18 protein-coding genes are annotated in these 17,509 nt (G+C 37.6%); 12 read left to right on the top strand and 6 right to left on the bottom strand.

Annotated features, from left to right (window positions below; translation table 11 throughout):
• Window positions 1–46 precede the first annotated feature (46 nt).
• The gene (locus ACI6PS_RS14660) at window positions 47–1,582 is read right to left on the bottom strand and encodes a SulP family inorganic anion transporter (protein WP_421013325.1); all 1,536 of its coding nucleotides are present in this window, start codon (window positions 1,580–1,582) and stop codon (window positions 47–49) included.
• A 133-nt stretch (window positions 1,583–1,715) separates the two neighbouring features.
• Between ACI6PS_RS14660 and ACI6PS_RS14655 the strand changes: the two genes are divergently transcribed.
• Together ACI6PS_RS14655 and ACI6PS_RS14650 are read left to right on the top strand one after the other, a co-directional pair.
• A complete protein-coding gene (locus ACI6PS_RS14655; protein ID WP_421013324.1) occupies window positions 1,716–2,150 on the top strand; it encodes a YMGG-like glycine zipper-containing protein in 435 nt (144 codons plus the stop codon).
• 159 nt (window positions 2,151–2,309) lie between these two features.
• The gene (locus tag ACI6PS_RS14650) at window positions 2,310–3,656 is read left to right on the top strand and encodes an FAD-dependent oxidoreductase (RefSeq protein WP_421013323.1); all 1,347 of its coding nucleotides are present in this window, start codon (window positions 2,310–2,312) and stop codon (window positions 3,654–3,656) included.
• A 157-nt stretch (window positions 3,657–3,813) separates the two neighbouring features.
• On the opposite strand, the gene ACI6PS_RS14645 is transcribed toward ACI6PS_RS14650, so the two are convergent.
• Entirely contained in the window at window positions 3,814–5,337 is a 1,524-nt protein-coding gene (locus ACI6PS_RS14645) for a helicase HerA-like domain-containing protein (protein ID WP_421013322.1), read from the bottom strand.
• Between the two features lie 457 nt (window positions 5,338–5,794).
• On the opposite strand from ACI6PS_RS14645, the gene ACI6PS_RS14640 reads away from it, so the two are divergent.
• From ACI6PS_RS14640 to ACI6PS_RS14605, 8 genes are all read left to right on the top strand, one after another.
• Window positions 5,795–6,628: a MotA/TolQ/ExbB proton channel family protein gene (locus tag ACI6PS_RS14640; protein WP_421013321.1), complete on the top strand. Its 834-nt coding sequence runs from the start codon at window positions 5,795–5,797 to the stop codon at window positions 6,626–6,628.
• A 32-nt stretch (window positions 6,629–6,660) separates the two neighbouring features.
• Window positions 6,661–7,278: an ExbD/TolR family protein gene (locus ACI6PS_RS14635; RefSeq protein ID WP_421013320.1), complete on the top strand. Its 618-nt coding sequence runs from the start codon at window positions 6,661–6,663 to the stop codon at window positions 7,276–7,278.
• Window positions 7,279–7,293: 15 nt separating this feature from the next.
• Entirely contained in the window at window positions 7,294–7,827 is a 534-nt protein-coding gene (locus ACI6PS_RS14630) for an ExbD/TolR family protein (RefSeq protein ID WP_421013319.1), read from the top strand.
• Between the two features lie 26 nt (window positions 7,828–7,853).
• Window positions 7,854–8,657, top strand: coding sequence for an energy transducer TonB (locus ACI6PS_RS14625; protein WP_421013318.1), 804 nt, complete (start codon window positions 7,854–7,856; stop codon window positions 8,655–8,657).
• A gap of 246 nt (window positions 8,658–8,903) precedes the next feature.
• Complete coding sequence (locus ACI6PS_RS14620) at window positions 8,904–9,836, top strand: PstS family phosphate ABC transporter substrate-binding protein (protein WP_421013317.1); 933 nt, start codon at window positions 8,904–8,906, stop codon at window positions 9,834–9,836.
• Window positions 9,837–9,848: 12 nt separating this feature from the next.
• Window positions 9,849–11,555, top strand: coding sequence for a hypothetical protein (locus ACI6PS_RS14615; RefSeq protein ID WP_421013316.1), 1,707 nt, complete (start codon window positions 9,849–9,851; stop codon window positions 11,553–11,555).
• A 229-nt stretch (window positions 11,556–11,784) separates the two neighbouring features.
• Window positions 11,785–12,417 (top strand): 7-carboxy-7-deazaguanine synthase QueE, encoded by a 633-nt coding sequence (locus ACI6PS_RS14610; RefSeq protein ID WP_421013315.1) that lies wholly within the window; start codon window positions 11,785–11,787, stop codon window positions 12,415–12,417.
• 2 nt (window positions 12,418–12,419) lie between these two features.
• Window positions 12,420–12,797 carry an energy transducer TonB gene (locus ACI6PS_RS14605; RefSeq protein ID WP_421013314.1) on the top strand — a complete coding sequence of 126 codons (378 nt, stop codon included), beginning with the start codon at window positions 12,420–12,422 and terminating at the stop codon, window positions 12,795–12,797.
• A gap of 18 nt (window positions 12,798–12,815) precedes the next feature.
• On the opposite strand, the gene ACI6PS_RS14600 is transcribed toward ACI6PS_RS14605, so the two are convergent.
• Window positions 12,816–13,529 (bottom strand): class I SAM-dependent methyltransferase, encoded by a 714-nt coding sequence (locus ACI6PS_RS14600; protein ID WP_421013313.1) that lies wholly within the window; start codon window positions 13,527–13,529, stop codon window positions 12,816–12,818.
• 77 nt (window positions 13,530–13,606) lie between these two features.
• Here ACI6PS_RS14600 and ACI6PS_RS14595 point away from each other — a divergent pair, with 77 nt between their 5' ends.
• Window positions 13,607–14,104: a YkgJ family cysteine cluster protein gene (locus ACI6PS_RS14595; RefSeq protein ID WP_421013312.1), complete on the top strand. Its 498-nt coding sequence runs from the start codon at window positions 13,607–13,609 to the stop codon at window positions 14,102–14,104.
• A gap of 30 nt (window positions 14,105–14,134) precedes the next feature.
• Here the strand turns inward: ACI6PS_RS14595 and ACI6PS_RS14590 are convergent, their stop codons facing one another.
• Both ACI6PS_RS14590 and ACI6PS_RS14585 read right to left on the bottom strand, forming a co-directional pair.
• Window positions 14,135–14,359, bottom strand: a complete 225-nt coding sequence (locus ACI6PS_RS14590; protein WP_421013311.1) for a hypothetical protein — start codon at window positions 14,357–14,359, stop codon at window positions 14,135–14,137.
• Between the two features lie 117 nt (window positions 14,360–14,476).
• Window positions 14,477–15,760 (bottom strand): exo-beta-N-acetylmuramidase NamZ domain-containing protein, encoded by a 1,284-nt coding sequence (locus ACI6PS_RS14585; RefSeq protein WP_421013310.1) that lies wholly within the window; start codon window positions 15,758–15,760, stop codon window positions 14,477–14,479.
• A 90-nt stretch (window positions 15,761–15,850) separates the two neighbouring features.
• Here ACI6PS_RS14585 and ACI6PS_RS14580 point away from each other — a divergent pair, with 90 nt between their 5' ends.
• Window positions 15,851–17,104 (top strand): ABC transporter permease, encoded by a 1,254-nt coding sequence (locus ACI6PS_RS14580; protein ID WP_421013309.1) that lies wholly within the window; start codon window positions 15,851–15,853, stop codon window positions 17,102–17,104.
• A 166-nt stretch (window positions 17,105–17,270) separates the two neighbouring features.
• Here the strand turns inward: ACI6PS_RS14580 and ACI6PS_RS14575 are convergent.
• Window positions 17,271–17,509, bottom strand: a 239-nt coding sequence (locus ACI6PS_RS14575; protein ID WP_421013308.1) for a hypothetical protein, incomplete at its 5' end; no start/stop codon positions are given.

The following is a 17,509-nucleotide window of genomic DNA, read 5'->3' as shown; positions in this document are numbered from 1 at the left end:
GATTGAGGATGGAAGACGGAAGATTTTTTTATGGGTTTTGATGCTGTTATTTGTTTTCAAATACCTTGTAGCTCGGATCGGTAATGATGTTGACCTCGATAATGGCTTCGGCATTTTTTAATAGCGCAATACAGTCGGGACTGAGGTGGCGCAAGTAAACCGTTTTTCCCGATTTATGATAACGCTTCGTAACTGCATTCAACGCTTCTATGGCCGACATGTCTACTATACGGCTTTCGCCGAAATCGATGATGATGGTTTGTGGGTCGTCCTGGACATCAAACTTTTCGGCAAATCCTGTTACTGAACCAAAGAACAGAGGTCCGAAGATTTCGTAATGCTTGGCGCCGTTTTCGTCGATGAACTTTCGGGCTCGGATGCGCTTGGCATTGTCCCACGCAAAGACGAGTGCCGAAATGATGACGCCTATCAATACGGCTAAAGCCAAATTGTGAAGGAAAACGGTAATGAGCGTAACGGCAAGCATCACGAAAACATCCGATTTTGGCATGCGTTTGAAGATTTTTAAACTCGCCCATTCAAACGTACCGATTGCGACCATGATCATGACACCTGTTAGTGCGGCCATGGGCAACAGCTCGATAACGGGGGCGCCAACTAAAATAATAATCAATATAGTCAGTGCGGCCACAATCCCCGAAAGGCGTGCTCTCGAACCTGCGGAAAGATTCACCAAGGTTTGGGCAATCATAGGGCAACCTCCCATTCCGGTAAAGAAGCCGTTGAGGATGTTGGCACTTCCCTGGGCAATGCATTCGCGGTTGCTGTTTCCTTTTGTTCCTGTAATTTCGTCTACCAGATTTAGGGTAAGCAAGCCTTCAGTAAGTCCTACTGCGGCCATGATTACTCCGAAGGGAAATATGATTTGAAAGGTTTCCCAATTCAAAGGGAAATCAGGAATATGAAAAGGTGGGAGTGAACCGCTTATGGACGCGATGTCTTTTACCTGTTTGGTGTCGATGTTGAGGAACATGACCAATGCAAATACGATGATGATGGCGGCTAGGGAAGCCGGTATGACTTTGGTAATTTTCGGGAAGGTTTTTACGAGGACAATTGTCAGGGCCGTCAAACCTGCCATGATGAGCAATGGTGTTCCTGATAGCCACTGGATTTCTCCCTTAATGATGGTTTTGAACTGCTCAAATTGCGACATGAAAATAACGATGGCCAATCCGTTTACAAAACCAAACATGACCGGTTGTGGAACCAGGCGGATGAATTTACCGAGTTTTAATAATCCGACGGCTATCTGTATAACGCCTGCAAGAGCAATCGCTCCGAAGACATATTCGATACCGTGGGATTTCATCAGGGCAATCAAAACAATTACGGTTGCGCCAGCTCCACCCGAAATCAAGCCAGGTCTTCCGCCGAAGATAGCGGTGACGATTCCCATGATAAAAGCTCCATACAACCCAACCAAGGGAGGGAATCCCGCAAGTATTGCAAACGACAACGATTCTGGGATCATGGTCATGGCGACAGTGAGTCCGGCCAGGATTTCGGTTTTGTAGTTTACTTTTTGGGAAAAGTCAAACAGGCTGAAGGTATTTTTCATAGGATTGCTAATGGTGCAAAAGTAGTTTTTATTGGCAACACTTTTTGAATGTTGTAAAAGTTTGAAAAAATTTTGTAACCCGTTTCAAGCTATTGCGTTGTTACTTTGTAATGAACTTTTAAATGATACGATTATGAAAGCATTATATGTAGCGTTAGTAGCGTTGGCAATGTTCTCCTGTAGAAATGCAAACGACGAAGCTAAAATTTATGAAGATGCTAAACAGGCCGCTGTTGATTCTATGAAAATGGAAATTGCAAAGCAAAAAATTGTTGATTCAATGAAGATTGAAGCCCAAAAAGAACAAGAACGAATTGCTAGAGAGCAGGCAAGACAGAAAGAAGTGATCGTGGTGAACCAAGCTGCCGCTACCCCGGCCGAAAAGCAAAGGAAAGGATGGAGCTCTACTGCTAAAGGTGCGGTAATTGGAGCCGGAGTTGGAGCTGCAACGGGAGCTATTGTCAGCAAGAAAAAAGGTGAAGGAGCCATTATTGGTGGTTTGGCCGGAGCTGGAGTAGGAGCCGGGACTGGAGCCATCATCGATTCTGAAAAGAAAAAGAAGAAATAACAACCCTATATATCCTCCCCAAGAACGCGTTTGAAATTATTTCGAACGCGTTTTTTTATTTCATTCTACCGCGCTAATTGTAATTTAGTACCACCTTAACAATCCTATTACATTATAAATCCCTATTTTTACGCACTTATCCTATTAGAATATTTCTAGATGCAAAAATCCTTAAAAATAGCCGTAGTCGGCTCCGGATTAGTAGGTACTTTGTTGGCAATTTACTTGAAGAAATCGGGTCATACTGTTCATGTTTTTGACAGAAGTCCTGATATTCGGAAGATTCAGTTTTCGGGGCGGTCGATAAACCTTGTGATGTCCGACCGTGGTTGGAAAGCTTTAAGAGATATTGGCCTTGACGAAGAAATCAAGAAGATTGGTATTCCGGTGGACAAACGCGCCATACATACGGGCGAAAAGCTCAACTACCAGTATTACGGAAAGGACGGTGAAGCTATTTTTTCGTTATCGAGAGGATTGCTCAACAGGAAAATGATTGATTTGGCAGAAGAAGCAGGTGTGGAGTTTTTCTTTGATCATAAGGTTTGGGATGTTAGTCTTTCAGAGGCTTCCCTGCATATTGGAGAAACAGAAAGAGGTGAGTGGACAGAATTGAAATACGATAAGGTTTTTGGTGCCGATGGCGCTTTTTCAAGGGTACGCCATAGAATGCAACGCCAAAGCATGTTCAATTATTCACAGGAATTTTTAAAGATAGGTTATAAGGAATTGCATATTCCAGCCAATGCCGATGGAACGCACAAGCTCGATAAGAATTCGTTGCACATCTGGCCAAGAGGCGAATTTATGCTGATGGCTCTTGCTAATCCTGAAGGAAGTTTTACGTGTACGCTGTTTATGCCACACGAAGGAAAGAACTCTTTCGAGGATTTAAAAGATAAGGAAACTTTGGTAGACTTTTTTGCCAATCATTTTCCAGATACTAAAGAAGTGATTCCAAATCTGGTTGAAGATTTCTTTAAGAATCCTACCAGTTATTTGGTTACAATGAAATGCTTTCCGTGGACATTTGGCGACAAGGTAGCCTTGATTGGCGATGCCTGTCACGCAATTGTACCTTTTTATGGTCACGGAATGAACGCCGGTTTTGAAGATATTACGGTCTTGAGTGAAATAATGGCAAAACATGGCGACGACTGGGAAACCATCTTTAAGGAATATGAAACATCAAGAAAACCCAACACAGATGCGATTGCAGAACTTTCCTATCGCAATTTTATGGAAATGAGTTCCAAGACGGCAGATGAGAAATTCCTTTTGCAGAAAAAAATAGAGAAGCATTTCTCTGAAAAGCACCCAGACAAATGGATGCCGTTATACAGCAGAGTGACCTTCAGTTCGCATCCTTATTCCGAAGCTTTAGCAATGGGTGATTTTCAAGACGGCATTATGAAACAAGTTTTGGAAATGGAAAATATCGAAGCTATTTGGGACAGCAAGGAAGTGGAGGAGAGGATTATTTCTTTGTTAAACTCCAAAATATAAATTCCAAAAAACAATTTCCAAGCTTCAAAACTTGGATTGTAAATAGAAATTCCAAACCGTTGCCGTGGAGTAACAGTTTGGAATTTTTTAGTTTCAGTAGGATTGTTATTTTGAGCTTATTTGTGTTTTGGGAATTGTTATTTGGAATTTAAAGCTTTTACTTCTTAAAAATCTTCGTCAGTACTCCAAATATGCCTCGAATAAAAGTGGCGCTTGTCAGTACTTTTATAACGCTTTTTGTGGTTTGGCTCATCGGTTCGGAAGCGGCCTTTCGTTCTTGTTTTTCTTCCTGTTTTTTAGCTTCTACTTCTTTGGTTTCGGCTTCTATATCTTGCAGTTTTTTATTCAGCATTTCATAGGCGCTTTCCCGGTCAAAAACTTCACTGTACTTTCGAACCAGTTTCGATTTGTTGTTGATATCTGCAATTTCATTTTCTGATAAAACATCCATTCGGCTCATTGGCGCACGCATCATGGTGGCTACAAGTGGCGTTGGAATTCCTTTTTCGTTTAAAGCAGTTACCAATGCCTCTCCGATTCCGAGATTGGTCAGCGTTTCATCAGTTTTATAATACTCCGAAATTGGGTAGTTTTCCGCCGTCATCTTGATGGCTTTTCGATCGTTTGCCGTAAAGGCCCTCAAAGCGTGCTGGATTTTCAATCCCAACTGTGCCAATACGCCACTCGGAACATCCATCGGATTCTGGGTAACAAAATAAATTCCGATCCCTTTTGAACGGATTAGTTTTACGATACTTTCAATTTGTTCCAACAAGGCCTTGCTGGCTTCGTTGAAAATCAAGTGCGCTTCATCAATGAATATTACCAATTCAGGTTGTCCAGAATCGCCTTGTTCGGGCATTTGCTGATAAATTTCTGCCAATAAACTCAACATAAACGTCGAGAATAATTTCGGCTTGTCTTGGATATCCGTCAAGCGGATGATGTTGATGTAGCCTTTGCCGTTTTCGTCGATGCGCATCAAATCATTAATATCGAACGACATTTCTCCGAAGAATAAATCGCCACCTTGCTGTTCCAGTTCGATAATCTTTCTAAGAATCGTTCCGGTGGTTGCCGTTGATATCTTACCGTAATGTTCTTCGATTTCTGCTTTTCCTTCTTCGGTAATATAATTTATGACTTTTTTGATGTCTTTCAAGTCAATCAGAGGCATTTTGTTGTCGTCGCAATATTTGAATATTACGGCTACAACTCCAGCTTGGGTATCGTTGAGGTTTAATATTCTTGAAAACAACACCGGCCCAAATTCGGAAACGGTTGCACGAAGTCGAACGCCATTTTGAGCTGATAAAGTCATCAGTTCGACTGGAAACCCTGAAGGAGCATAAGGCAATGTTATTTTGGCATGTCTTTCGGTGTTGAATGGAAGTTCTTCTCCGGGTTTTGCGATGCCGCTGAAATCACCTTTTATATCCATCATCAAAACCGGAATCCCGAACGATGAAAGTTGTTCTGAAAGTACTTGGATGGTTTTTGTTTTTCCGGTTCCGGTTGCACCAGCAATTAATCCGTGTCGGTTTAAAGTTTTCAGCGGAATTTTTACATGTGTATCTGGAATAGCCTCGCCATCCAATAGGCTTCCTCCTAAAATTATGCTTTCGCCTTTAGCAGCATACCCTTGATTTATATAGGCTGAAAACGTTTCTTTTTTTGACATTTTGCTTCGGATTTAAATTATTGCTAGTCTTTACTTCTAAACAAAAATAAAATAGTTTTTGACTTGATGTGTATTTTGAATGAAAATATTGATGAAAACCTATTGTTTCTTATGTAAAATTATTGTTATGCACAATAAAATTAATAAGAATGAAGTTATTAAAGTAGAATAATCGATCTTGATGTTTTGGCAATGAAATAAGTCAAATCAATAATCTGATTGTTGATTTTTGAATAATTTATTACGAAATCGATTTATTATTAAAAATATCAGATTTAATATTGATTTAACACGCTGTTATTGTTATCAAAATTTATTGTTAATAATCAATAAAAAGGGATTTTTTATTTTTTTATATGGTGTAAAAATATAAATTTGTCGTTCTGATATTAATTATTAATCAAACTTAGAATTAAGTATTATCAAAAATTTTTAAAAAACTAAATTTAAAAGAAAAATGGCAAATGCATCAAACGCTAGTGCAGCGAAGAAAGAAAGTGGTTCAAACGGTGGGAACTTATTTACAGTAATAGCAATCATAGCTTGTTTTGTTATTGGTTTTCTGGTTTGGAAATTTTTAATGGGATCTCCAGCGAACTTTGAAGGAGGAGATACAGAAAAAGGACATCCATTGAATACACTTGGTATGGTTTATAAAGGAGGAGCAATCGTTCCTGCATTGTTAGGGATGTTTTTGATGGTAGTTGTGTTTTCTATCGAGCGTTTCTTCGTTATTTCTAAAGCTGCTGGTACAGGAAGCTTGGATAAATTCATGAAAAATATTCACAGTAACATCAGCTCTGGAAATGTAGAAGCTGCTATTGCTGACTGTGACAAACAAAAAGGATCTGTAGCAAACGCTATCAAATCTGGTTTGATCAAATACCAAGACGTTAAGAAAGAAGGATTCACAAGTGAAGAAGCTTCTGAATTGATTCACAAAGAAGTAGAAGAGGCTACATCTCTTGAAATGCCAATGTTGGAGAAAAACTTGACAATCATCTCTACACTTGTATCTTTAGGAACACTTGCAGGATTGTTAGGAACAGTATCGGGGATGATCAAAGCGTTTGGAGCTTTGGCTAGTTCAGGAACTCCAGATCAGGCAGCTCTTGCAACAGGTATCTCTGAAGCACTTATCAATACTGCTACAGGTATTGCTACTTCTGCTTTGGCAATTGTAATGTATAACTTCTTTACTTCTAAAATCGATACTTTAACTTACTCAATTGACGAAGCGGCTACCACATTGGTAAACACTTACAGAAAAATGAGAGGAAGTTTGAAATAATAATAGTATTATAATATTTTAGAAAAGGAATTATGGCAAAAATAAAAATGTCCAAAAAGGCTACTGCAATCGACATGACAGCGATGTGTGACGTGGCTTTCCTTTTGCTGACTTTCTTTATCTTGACCGCTACTGCAAAACAACCAGAAGTGTTGCCCGTAGAAACGCCATCGTCAACCGTACAAGTGAAATTGCCTGAAACTGATTTGGCAATTATTACAATCGGTGATAGTGGAAAAGTGTTCTTCGGGGTTAAAGAGCCGAAAGTAAGGATGAAAACACTTGAATTTATTTCTGAAAAGTACAATATCCAATTTTCAGAAGATGAGAAAACTAAATTTAGCCTTATGGATGAATTTGGTGTTCCTGTAAATCAATTGAAAGTGTTACTTCCAATGAAATCAGCCGAAAGGAATCAGAAAGGACTTCAAAAAGGAATTCCGCACGATTCAATTGATAATCAATTAGCGGAATGGGTAAGAGCAGCTAGAGAAGCAAACGCTGAAGTTAATGAAGCGCAATTAAATTTTGCAATCAAAGGTGATGCTAAGGAACAATATCCAGAAATCAAAAAGATCATGGATATTTTGCAAAAACAGAAAGTAAACAGATTCAATTTGGTTACGGGATTAAGAGGAGAAAATTTTTAATATAAAAGAAAAAAAATGGCACAATTAGATACTGGCGACAGTGGAGGTGGTAAAAAAGGTGGCAAGGTAAGAAGTAAAAAACAAAATTCATCAGTCGATTTAACGGCAATGGTAGATTTGGCTTTCTTATTGATTACATTCTTTATGTTAACGACTTCTTTGTCAAAGCCTCAATCGATGGATTTGGCTATGCCAGATTTAGATGATAAAAGTGAACCAGTTAAAATTGCTCAGGAAAGAACACTGAATATCTTGATTGGTCCAGATAATAAGGTTAAAACTTATATGGGACAATTTGACTCTCCTATTGAAGGGCCAAAAGATGAAAAATATGGCAAAGATGGTGTACGTAAAGATATTCTTGCAAAGATGGTTTCAGTGCCTCAATTAATGGGAGATTCCAAAAAGGGATTAATTGTTTTGATCAAGGCGCACGAAAAATCTAATTATAAGAATCTAGTTGACATATTGGATGAAATGGCAATCTGTAAAGTGCCAGTTTATGCGATTGTTGAGATAACTAAAGAAGAAGCAGCTCTGTTTGACTAAGCAACTTTTTCTATAAAATAATAAATATGAAATTAGATATTTTTAAACAGAAATGGATTGATATGGTCTTCGAAGGGCGTAACAAAAGTTACGGCGCCTATGAACTCCGCAAAAAAAATCCACGTACAACATTGATAGCTTTGGCTATTGGATCTTCTGTTTTTGCTACAGCTTTGGCTTTACCGTTGATTGATTTTGGAAGTGATAGCGAAGACGAGAAAGAGAAGGTAACAATGGTTGATATGGCAAACATAGCGCCACCGCCTGAACCGCCTAAGCCAATTATTCCTCCAACTGCGCCACCGCCGCCGCCTGCTCCAAAGATTGATGAAGTAAAATTCGTTAAGCCTAAAGTAGTTAAAAAAGAAGAGGTTGTTGAGGAAATTAAGACAATCGAAGAGCTTAAGGATAAAAACGTAGGAACTAAAGATGTAAAAGGACAGGAAGATGGTAAAATCGTTATCGATGCTCCATCTGGCGACGGTCCACAAACTGACTCTAAAATTGTTGAAGACAGTAATCAAATCTATACAGCTGTAGAGGTAAAACCTGATTTTCCAGGTGGAATTCAAAAGTTTTATGATTTCGTAGGTAAAAACTATAGAGTTCCTGAAGGTGAAGAGCTTAAAGGAAAAGTTTTTGTACAGTTTGTAGTAGAAAGAGATGGATCGTTAACTGATATTAAAGTATTGAGAGATCTTGGTTACGGAACTGGAAAAGAAGCTATTAGAGTTTTACAAAAATCTCCAAAATGGAAGCCGGGTATCCAAAACGGACGTCCAGTTAGGGTTTTATATTCTTTACCAATTAGTATTGTATCTGGGAATTAAAGAATGTATAACAGAGAAAATAGATATAAAAAAGAACAGAAATCGCTTAAAGGGCGATTTCTGTTCGTTATAGGAATACTCTTCTTTCTAATTTACTTTGTGTTAGGGATTATTATTATCTTTTGGGAAAATTTTCCAATTGCATTGACAGATGGTTATAGAATTGCTTTCGGGATTTTACTCATCGTATATTCTTTTCTTCGATTCATTCGCCTTCTTCAAAGTAAATAACTAAAAAACGTAATCATGAAATCTTCATTCTATAAAATAGTGCTCTTTATCGCAATCATTTCTGCGGTTGTTTATGCTTGCAAGGAAAAGAATAATGATGCTGAGCAAGAAGAAACTGTAATAAAAGGAACCGCTACAATTTATGTTGATCAGACGTTGATGCCCATTACTGAAGATCAGGTTTCGGTTTTTCAAAGTCAATACGATGCAAAACTAAATTTGGTTGGCAAGTCTGAATCTGAAGTAGTAAATGATTTGTTAGGAGGGAAGACAAGTATTGCAATTTTGTCTAGAAAGCTTACACCATCTGAAGAAAGTTATTTTAAGCAGAAAAAAATTAAAGGTAAAATTACACATTTTGCTTCTGATGCAATTGTATTTGTAACCAGTAAAGGATCAAAAGATACTTTAGTTGATTTACAGGAAGTGATTAATATTTTGCAAGAAAAGGAAAGTAAAATTAAAGGTTTGGTCTTTGAAAACCCTAATTCAAGCACAGTAAGTTATTTGAATACATTGGCAGGAGTAAAAAACGGCCAGAAGAAAAATATTTATTCGCTTAATTCACATAAAGAAGTATTGGAATATGTGACTAAAAACCCTGGAACAATTGGGGTGATAGGCCTCAACTTGTTGGTGCAGCCTTATGCAGACACCGAACAATATAGCGACAACATTGCCGTTATGAGTGTCAGAAATGTTAAAAGTCAACCTAACAGCGAAGATTACTATAAGCCCAGCCAGCACAATCTTGGAGAAGGATTATACCCTTTAAAGCGTCCTATTTATTTGTTAAATTATCAAGGAACGAATGGATTGGGTATGGGTTTTGCTTCCTTTGTTGCAGGAGATATAGGACAAAGGATTGTTCTTAAATCAGGATTGTTGCCTGTTAGAATTCCTTCAAGAGAATTGAATGTCCGAACAGAAATTATCAATAATAAATAAATTCAGAATACTATGAACAAGTTAAAATTATTCAGCCTTGCCTTTCTAGCTTTCGGTGCCGGAGCTTATGCTCAGGATTTAGACCAAGCAAAAAAAGCGATTGATGCTGAACAGTATGAAAAAGCCAAATCGATTTTAAAAACCCTAATCAGCACTAAAGCTGATGAAGGAAAGAATTTCTTCGTATTAGGAAATTTATATTTGACACAAAAATTAGAAGATTCAGCAAAAGTAACGTATGAAAAAGGTTTGTTGGCCAAAAAAGATGGTACTTTTAACTATATAGGTCTAGGTCAGATTGATTTAGATAATGGAAATGTTGCAGGAGCAAAATCAAATTTTGACAAGGCTACTGCCGATATGAGAAAGAAAGATTTCGAGCAATTCCTTTACATCGGTCGTGCTTACATGAACATCGAAAAACCAGATTATAAAGCAGCTCTTGTTCAATTGAATAAAGCAAAAGCAATCCAACCGATGGACGCTCAAGTATTATTGTCTTTAGGTGATGCATATAAAGGTGATGGAAATGTGAACGAAGCTTATTCAGCTTACCGTAATTCTTTTGATGCTGACAATTCAGTACTAAGGGCAAAGTTGCAATTGGGAGTAATCACAAAAGGATCAAAAGCATTCAAGGAAGCAAAAGCGGCTTTCGATAACATCTTGGCGACAAATCCTAACTACGGACCAGCTTACAGAGAAATCGCTGAAACGTATTATTTATGGGCATTGAACGACAAAGCACAATATGCGGCTTACAACAAATTGGCTATTCAGAACTACGAAAAATACATGAGTATGACCGACTATTCTTTGGATTCTCGTATGCGTCATGCCGATTTTCTTATCTTGACAAAAGATTATGCTGCATTGGAAAAAGAAGCTAACGAAATGCAAAAATTGGATAAAGTAAACCCAAGAATCTTGCGTTACTTAGGATATTCAGCTTATGAAAACAAAAACTCAGAAGCTTCAATCAAAGCTTTAACCGAATTCTTGTCAAAAAGCAATGCAAAACCAATCGGACGTGACTACCTATATTTAGGTATGGCAAAAACAAACAAATCGCTTACAACAACAACTGCTGCAGACGGAAAAACTGATAGCAAAGTTGACGCAACATTGTTTACTTCGGGAGTTGCAGATATCAAAAAAGGGGTTGAAATGGATCCTTCAATGGCAAACGAATTGAATGATATTGGTAAAAAATTCTTCGACTTGAAATTATATAACGAAGCAGCTTCCATCTATGAAGTAGCGACTACAAATCCAAATTCAAGAAATTTCCTTTATGATAATTTCTATCTAGGATATGCCTTGTACTTTGGTAACGTAAATTTAGAAGAAGGTAAGAAAATCGACCCAATCATCGTTTCAAAAGCAAACACTGCTTTCGATAATGTAATTGCTGCTTCGCCAACAACACAGGACGCCTACATTTTCAAAGCGCGTATCAACAGTTTGCTAGAAGACGATGCAACTGCACAAGCAGAAATGGTTAAAAATTATGAAGAATACATCAGAGTTGTAACCGAAAAAGGTGCAGAAGAAATGGCAAAACCTGCAAACAAAACCAAGTTTGTTGAAGCTTATAATAACTTGGGAATCCACTTTGCCAAAACCGATAAAGTAAAAGCGAAAGAATATTTCCAAAAAGCTTTAGCGATTGACCCGGCAGACGAAACCGCAATAAGCACTTTGAAATTGTTAAAATAATAAAATCAAAACCGATAACACCACGTTATCGGTTTTTTTTATTTAGGAGCAAATGGTTAGGGCATTTTCAGAAACCATATTCCTGCTGGAGCCACTCGCTTTGAAATGCTTTGACAAGCATTTCAAGAGCTCAGACAATGGCACCATCAGGGCTAGAAGAATAACTTTAGGCATCTTTTAAACATTTGTAAAAAAGAAGCGTATCTTTGCACACTATTTTAAAAATAAGATGTTACCAAAAGAAATACAAACCGAAGTCGAAAAAGGAACAATGCTTCCCCTCATGGAAGAATTCTACACCATCCAGGGAGAAGGCTACCATACAGGAACTGCCGCCTACTTTATCAGGATTGGTGGTTGCGATGTAGGTTGTCATTGGTGTGATGTAAAGGAAAGCTGGAACGCCGCGCTCCATCCACCAACACATATCGACCAGATTGTAGAGAATGCTTCGAAGTATTCAGAAACGGTGGTAATTACCGGAGGTGAACCATTATCTTGGGACATGACTTCGCTTACGCAAAAACTGAAAGACAATAACCGCCGTGTTCATATTGAAACTTCTGGAGCCTATCCGTTGACGGGAACTTGGGACTGGATTTGTCTTTCACCAAAGAAAACAAAATTACCAACTCAAACCGTTTACGATAATGCACACGAACTAAAAGTCATCATCCACAACAAGCACGATTTTATTTTTGCCGAAGAACAAGCCGAAAAAGTAAATCCAAATGCAATCTTGTTTCTTCAACCAGAGTGGAGCAAAAAAGAAGAAATGACCCCACTGATTGTTGATTATGTGATGAACAATCCGAAATGGAGGGTTTCATTGCAAACACATAAATATTTGAATATTCCTTAATTATGAGGAAACTACTATTTTTATCGGTGTTTTTTCTTTTTTCAAGCTTAAGCTTTTCTCAAATTCAAGGAGAAGATGAAGTGTATTTGAATGGTGATTTGATTGATGCTAAATTTCAAGATGGTGATATCGAAAAGTTCTACAACTATGTTATTCAAAATTTCAATGTACAAACTGTAGAGAAGCCAGGACAGATTTTATTTGAATTTACAGTCAATGAGAAAGGAGAAGTGAAAAATATAAAAATTCTTCGTGATTTAGGAACTAATTCAGCTTTAGAGTTAATCCGTGTTTTACGGGAATCACCTAAATGGCAACCGGCTTCCAGAGGAGGGAAACCCATCAGTATTACACTAAAAATGCCTTTGAATTTTAAATAAGAATTTTAATATGGTCATTTATTCTATTGATAAACGGGCCAAATAATCGAAATGCTCCCCTTCTTCAATCAATTCACATTTCAAACCATTATCAAAACAGGCATTCTGCAAGGTGTTGTAATCTAAATACAGCCAATCGAAAGAATCCTCCTTTTCATTTTTGTAAGTAACCGTAAATGTAACTTCGCCATAATAGTTATCGGAAGGAATCCATTTTCCACCGTCTTCGTCTTCATCAAACATATAGATGATATCCGAACTGTCAATTAAAATATGTCCTCCAGGATTTAATAGTGATTTTAATTTCTGTAAAAAAGCAGGAACCTTTTCCAATCTTCCAAAAATTCCAGTTCCATTCATCAAAAGCAAAATGGTGTCAAATTTAGTTGCATCAGCATCCAAATCCAAAACATCAATTTCAATGGCATTTTTCAATCCGCGAAGTTTGCAACATTCAATTGCATTCGCAGAAATATCTATTGAAGTCACATCCAAGCCTTTCTCGTTTTGAAGATATAAACTATGGCTTCCGGCTCCAGATCCAATATCGAGCACTTTTCCTTTGGCAAGTTCCAGCGCTTTCTCTTCAATCAAAGGCATTTCTTCGAAAGAGCGAAACAAATAAGCCACCGACATTACATCTTCTTCCGAAATGGAAGTCTCGGTAATCAAATCTTCATGAGCATTATTGGTTTGATAATCTAAAATGGCTTTTCCGAAAAGGTCTTTCATTGTAAGTTTATGTAGTTATGGGTTATTTGTTGATTAGTTTTCTATAATTTTGCACTCCATTTTATCAAGCAAGCAAATTGACGAATCCTCAAATCAACATATTACAAAAGTTAGCCAAAGATAAGCATATCGAAAACAAAAAGTATTTTGATAAGCTGAAAAAGAAACCGCCACGTGATTTGGATTATGTGATGCAGGAAATCCATAACAATGAGTTTAAGAAAACCGATTGTTTAAAATGTGCCAATTGCTGTAAAACTACAGGTCCGCTTTTTACATTGGCGGATATCGAACGCATTTCCAAACATTTTCGTCAAAAACCACAGCAATTCATCGACCAATATTTGAGAATTGATGAAGACAAGGATTATGTCTTGAAAAGTGTTCCTTGTACTTTTTTAGACAATGAAAATTATTGCATGATTTATGATGTTCGGCCAAAAGCATGCAGGGAGTTTCCACACACGGACAGGAAAAAGTTTCAGCAAATTTCAAATCTTACTATGAAGAATGTCGAAATCTGTCCCGCAGCTTATAATATTGTAGAAGAGATGAAAAAGAGAATCAAACTATAAATGAAAAGTCCTGCTCAAGGCAGGACTTCTTTATACAAACATATAATCGTCTGAGGATTCAATCAAATCTAAAGTTCTTCCTCTTACACTGTCAACAAAATTTCTGATTCTGATTTCAAGGTATTCAATCATTCGGGATACCCAAATTTTTGCCTGTTCGAAAAGTTCAATTCCTTTCTCTATGCCTTCGTTCAAAAACCCGATGAACTTCTTCAGTTCATCCATAAAGGTCATTATAATTTCTGCTCGTTTCATATGATTTGTGTTAGTTGATTAGATTCTTTTATAATTCCTACTAATTTAGGAAATAGAACAACAATAACGAATAATCGATATGATAAAATTTTCTTATTTTTTCAGAAATGCAAAAAATTAATAAATCAAGTATTTTTGACGCATGATTTTAAATTCCTCCAAACCTAAAACCCAACTTTCCCTTATTTGTTCCTCCGGCATTCCGGCCTGAATTTGAAACTGTAGTGTTTTGTTTCCTGCAAGTTTAGTAAAAAAGGGCGTGAAGAACTTCGGTTTGTCGAGATTTTCCTGATAGGCTTTGATCAACCATTTTAGCTCCAAACGAGTTACTTTTTCCACATTTCTCAAATCTTCACCATAGCAAGTCATTCCCTTCAACGGCGGGTTTGATGAGCCAACATTTGGTTCGGGTACAAAAGAAAAGCCACTGTAAGGCAAATAAGGCGAGCCATAAACCTGAAATTGCATATCGGTTCCACGCCCAAGGCTGATGTTTGTGCCTTCAAAAAAGCACAAACTTGCATACAAATTTATGGATTGGTCGTTTGGCAAGTTCGGAGAAGGCTTCACCGGAAGGCTGTAAGGCATTTCGCGTTTGTAATTTTCGCACGGAACAATCTTTAACTCGCATTGGATTCCGTTTGCAAGCCAGCCTTCACCATTAATCATCAAGGCATATTCGCCAATGGTCATTCCGTGTAAAACGGGAATAGTGTGCATTCCGATAAAGCTCGAATGTTCTTTTTCTAAGATCGGGCCATCAACAATTCCACCATTCGGGTTTGGTCGGTCCAAGATAATCAGCGGAATCTTTTGTTCTGCACAGGCTTCCATTATGTAATGTAGGTGCGAAATATAGGTATAAAAACGAGCCCCAACATCCTGAAGATCGAACATCAAAACATCAATACCTTCCAATTGTTTTGGACTTGGCTTTTTGCTGTTACCGTATAGCGACAAAATTGGCAATCCAGTTTTGGTGTCTTTTCCATCCGAAATGAGTTCGCCGTTTGAAGCCGTTCCTCTAAAACCATGTTCGGGAGCATAAATTTTTACCAATTCAACATCCTTTTGTTTGACCAAATAATCTACGATGTGTTCCGTTTTGATCGCAAGTCCTTCTTTATACAACCCATCTTTAAAAATAGAATCATAAGTAATCAATCCCGTTTGATTGGTTACAATCCCAACTTTCTTGTTTTCAATCAATTTAAAATAGCTTTCAACATTGTCAGCACCGGTCTGAAATTTTTCCGTTTTGATTTTGGTTTTAACCGTCGTTTCTGCAGGAAGGGAATAATTTAGTTTCTTAGTTGGTCCACAAGATGCAATTACCAGTATAAGGAGTAAAGAAGAAAAGACTTTAGAGAGAAATGTTTTTGGGAATGAATCAGGAACCATTATGATCGATAAATATTATATTATTTAAAATTTGACGAAAATTAAACGCCAAAACCGTATTTTTGAATTCAAATCTGCAAAAATATCAAATTGAATTTAGAATATTTCATAGCCAAAAGACTTATTACGGCTAAAAACCATAAAAGTAGTATATCTGCACCAATTATAAAAATTGCAATTTCCGCCATTGCAATCGGAATGATTATGATGATTGTTTCCGTAGCAACCGGTATCGGTCTCAAGCAAAAAATCCGCCAGAAGGTTTCCGATTTCAACGGACACATTATTATTTCCAATTACGACGACAATCAATCCGAAGTAAGTCTGGTTCCTATTTCTACAAATCAAGATTTTTATCCAAAGTTCAATTCAATTCCAGAAGTTAGCCACATCCAAGCAGTCGCTACCAAGATGGGAATCATCCGAACCGAAACTGCTTTCGAAGGAATACTATATAAAGGAGTAGGGAAGGAATACCAGTGGAACAATATAAAGGAATATTTAGTTGAAGGTCGAATCCCTAATCTCAATAAAAATTTAAACGAAGAAGTTGTCATCTCAAAATTCCTAGCCGATAGATTAAGGCTAAAAGTTGGCGATAAATTCACCACCTTCTTTATGAAGGATGAAGCAAACAAGCTTCCAAACCGTCGCGCGTTTCTAATTACCGGTATTTTCAATTCAGGATTTCCTGAGTTCGACTCCAAATTCGTTCTCGGCGATATCCGTCATATTCAAAGAATGAACAAATGGGAATCCGATCAAGTAGGTTCCTTCGAAGTCTTCGTAAACGATTTTGATAAAATAGAAACGATAGGCGAGCAAGTTTACGAAAACACATTCAATAAAGCCGATGCCTCAAAAGCACTCGACACCAAAACCATCATCGAAAAGTACTATTATATATTCGAGTGGCTCAAAATGTTCGACATCAACATCCAGGTCATCCTCATCGTCATGATCATCGTCGCTACCATTAATATGATAGTAGCACTTCTCGTTCTCATTTTAGAGAGAACCCAGATGATAGGAATTTTAAAATCCCTCGGGGCCAACAACTGGACCGTCCGAAAAATTTTTCTCTTCAATGCCTCCCACCTAATATTCCGCGGGCTACTTTGGGGTAATATAATAGGTATAGGATTAATTTTACTGCAACAGCATTTCGGCATCGTCAAACTCAACCCCGAAAACTATTATGTAAACGAAGCGCCAGTCTATATAAATTGGCTCTATATTCTCCTCCTTAATATAGGAACCATCATAATATGTATACTCGTATTATTAATTCCGTCCTATATCATAACAAAAATTTCGCCTATAAAAGCAATTCGCTTCGATTAGGAGCAGAACATTCGGGCATTTGTTTCTTCCATATTCCCACTTTCCGTTACAATCTTTTCCTTTTTAAAGAAAAAAGCAAAAGGATTTCCACTGCAATCGGGGCTAGGAAGGAGGTTTTGGGTGTGTTTTTGGAAACATTCCGCCCTAATTGCGCAGAAATCACCCCTCAAAAACCCTCCATCTGGGAACAATCCAATCCCCCGGGCACGGTATTTCCGCCGATTCCGCCTCTATACGACCAGCCTGGTTCCAAAACATGCAAAAAACTTCGATATCCAAACCCCACGTTTCCAGTTATTTGAAAAAAACTTTGAAAAAAAGTGTTTAGAAAGCTTGCGTTAGTGGAAATCTTGTGTACTTTTGCACCCGCAATCAAGGCGACGTTCTTAGGAAAACACTGGAAGA

The organism is Flavobacterium sp. PLA-1-15 (assembly GCF_049060005.1).
GTDB lineage: Bacteria > Bacteroidota > Bacteroidia > Flavobacteriales > Flavobacteriaceae > Flavobacterium.
Note: the sequence above shows the minus strand (reverse complement) of the source record. Positions and strands in the feature narration are given on the sequence as shown.

Bases quoted from the DNA above. Each gene is read 5' to 3' on its own strand.
- ACI6PS_RS14660 (WP_421013325.1), bottom strand. From the start codon at position 1,582: ATGAAAAATACCTTCAGCCTGTTTGACTTTTCCCAAAAAGTAAACTAC.
- ACI6PS_RS14655 (WP_421013324.1), top strand. From the start codon at position 1,716: ATGAAAGCATTATATGTAGCGTTAGTAGCGTTGGCAATGTTCTCCTGT.
- ACI6PS_RS14650 (WP_421013323.1), top strand. From the start codon at position 2,310: ATGCAAAAATCCTTAAAAATAGCCGTAGTCGGCTCCGGATTAGTAGGT.
- ACI6PS_RS14645 (WP_421013322.1), bottom strand. From the start codon at position 5,337: ATGTCAAAAAAAGAAACGTTTTCAGCCTATATAAATCAAGGGTATGCT.
- ACI6PS_RS14640 (WP_421013321.1), top strand. From the start codon at position 5,795: ATGGCAAATGCATCAAACGCTAGTGCAGCGAAGAAAGAAAGTGGTTCA.
- ACI6PS_RS14635 (WP_421013320.1), top strand. From the start codon at position 6,661: ATGGCAAAAATAAAAATGTCCAAAAAGGCTACTGCAATCGACATGACA.
- ACI6PS_RS14630 (WP_421013319.1), top strand. From the start codon at position 7,294: ATGGCACAATTAGATACTGGCGACAGTGGAGGTGGTAAAAAAGGTGGC.
- ACI6PS_RS14625 (WP_421013318.1), top strand. From the start codon at position 7,854: ATGAAATTAGATATTTTTAAACAGAAATGGATTGATATGGTCTTCGAA.
- ACI6PS_RS14620 (WP_421013317.1), top strand. From the start codon at position 8,904: ATGAAATCTTCATTCTATAAAATAGTGCTCTTTATCGCAATCATTTCT.
- ACI6PS_RS14615 (WP_421013316.1), top strand. From the start codon at position 9,849: ATGAACAAGTTAAAATTATTCAGCCTTGCCTTTCTAGCTTTCGGTGCC.
- ACI6PS_RS14610 (WP_421013315.1), top strand. From the start codon at position 11,785: ATGTTACCAAAAGAAATACAAACCGAAGTCGAAAAAGGAACAATGCTT.
- ACI6PS_RS14605 (WP_421013314.1), top strand. From the start codon at position 12,420: ATGAGGAAACTACTATTTTTATCGGTGTTTTTTCTTTTTTCAAGCTTA.
- ACI6PS_RS14600 (WP_421013313.1), bottom strand. From the start codon at position 13,529: ATGAAAGACCTTTTCGGAAAAGCCATTTTAGATTATCAAACCAATAAT.
- ACI6PS_RS14590 (WP_421013311.1), bottom strand. From the start codon at position 14,359: ATGAAACGAGCAGAAATTATAATGACCTTTATGGATGAACTGAAGAAG.
- ACI6PS_RS14585 (WP_421013310.1), bottom strand. From the start codon at position 15,760: ATGGTTCCTGATTCATTCCCAAAAACATTTCTCTCTAAAGTCTTTTCT.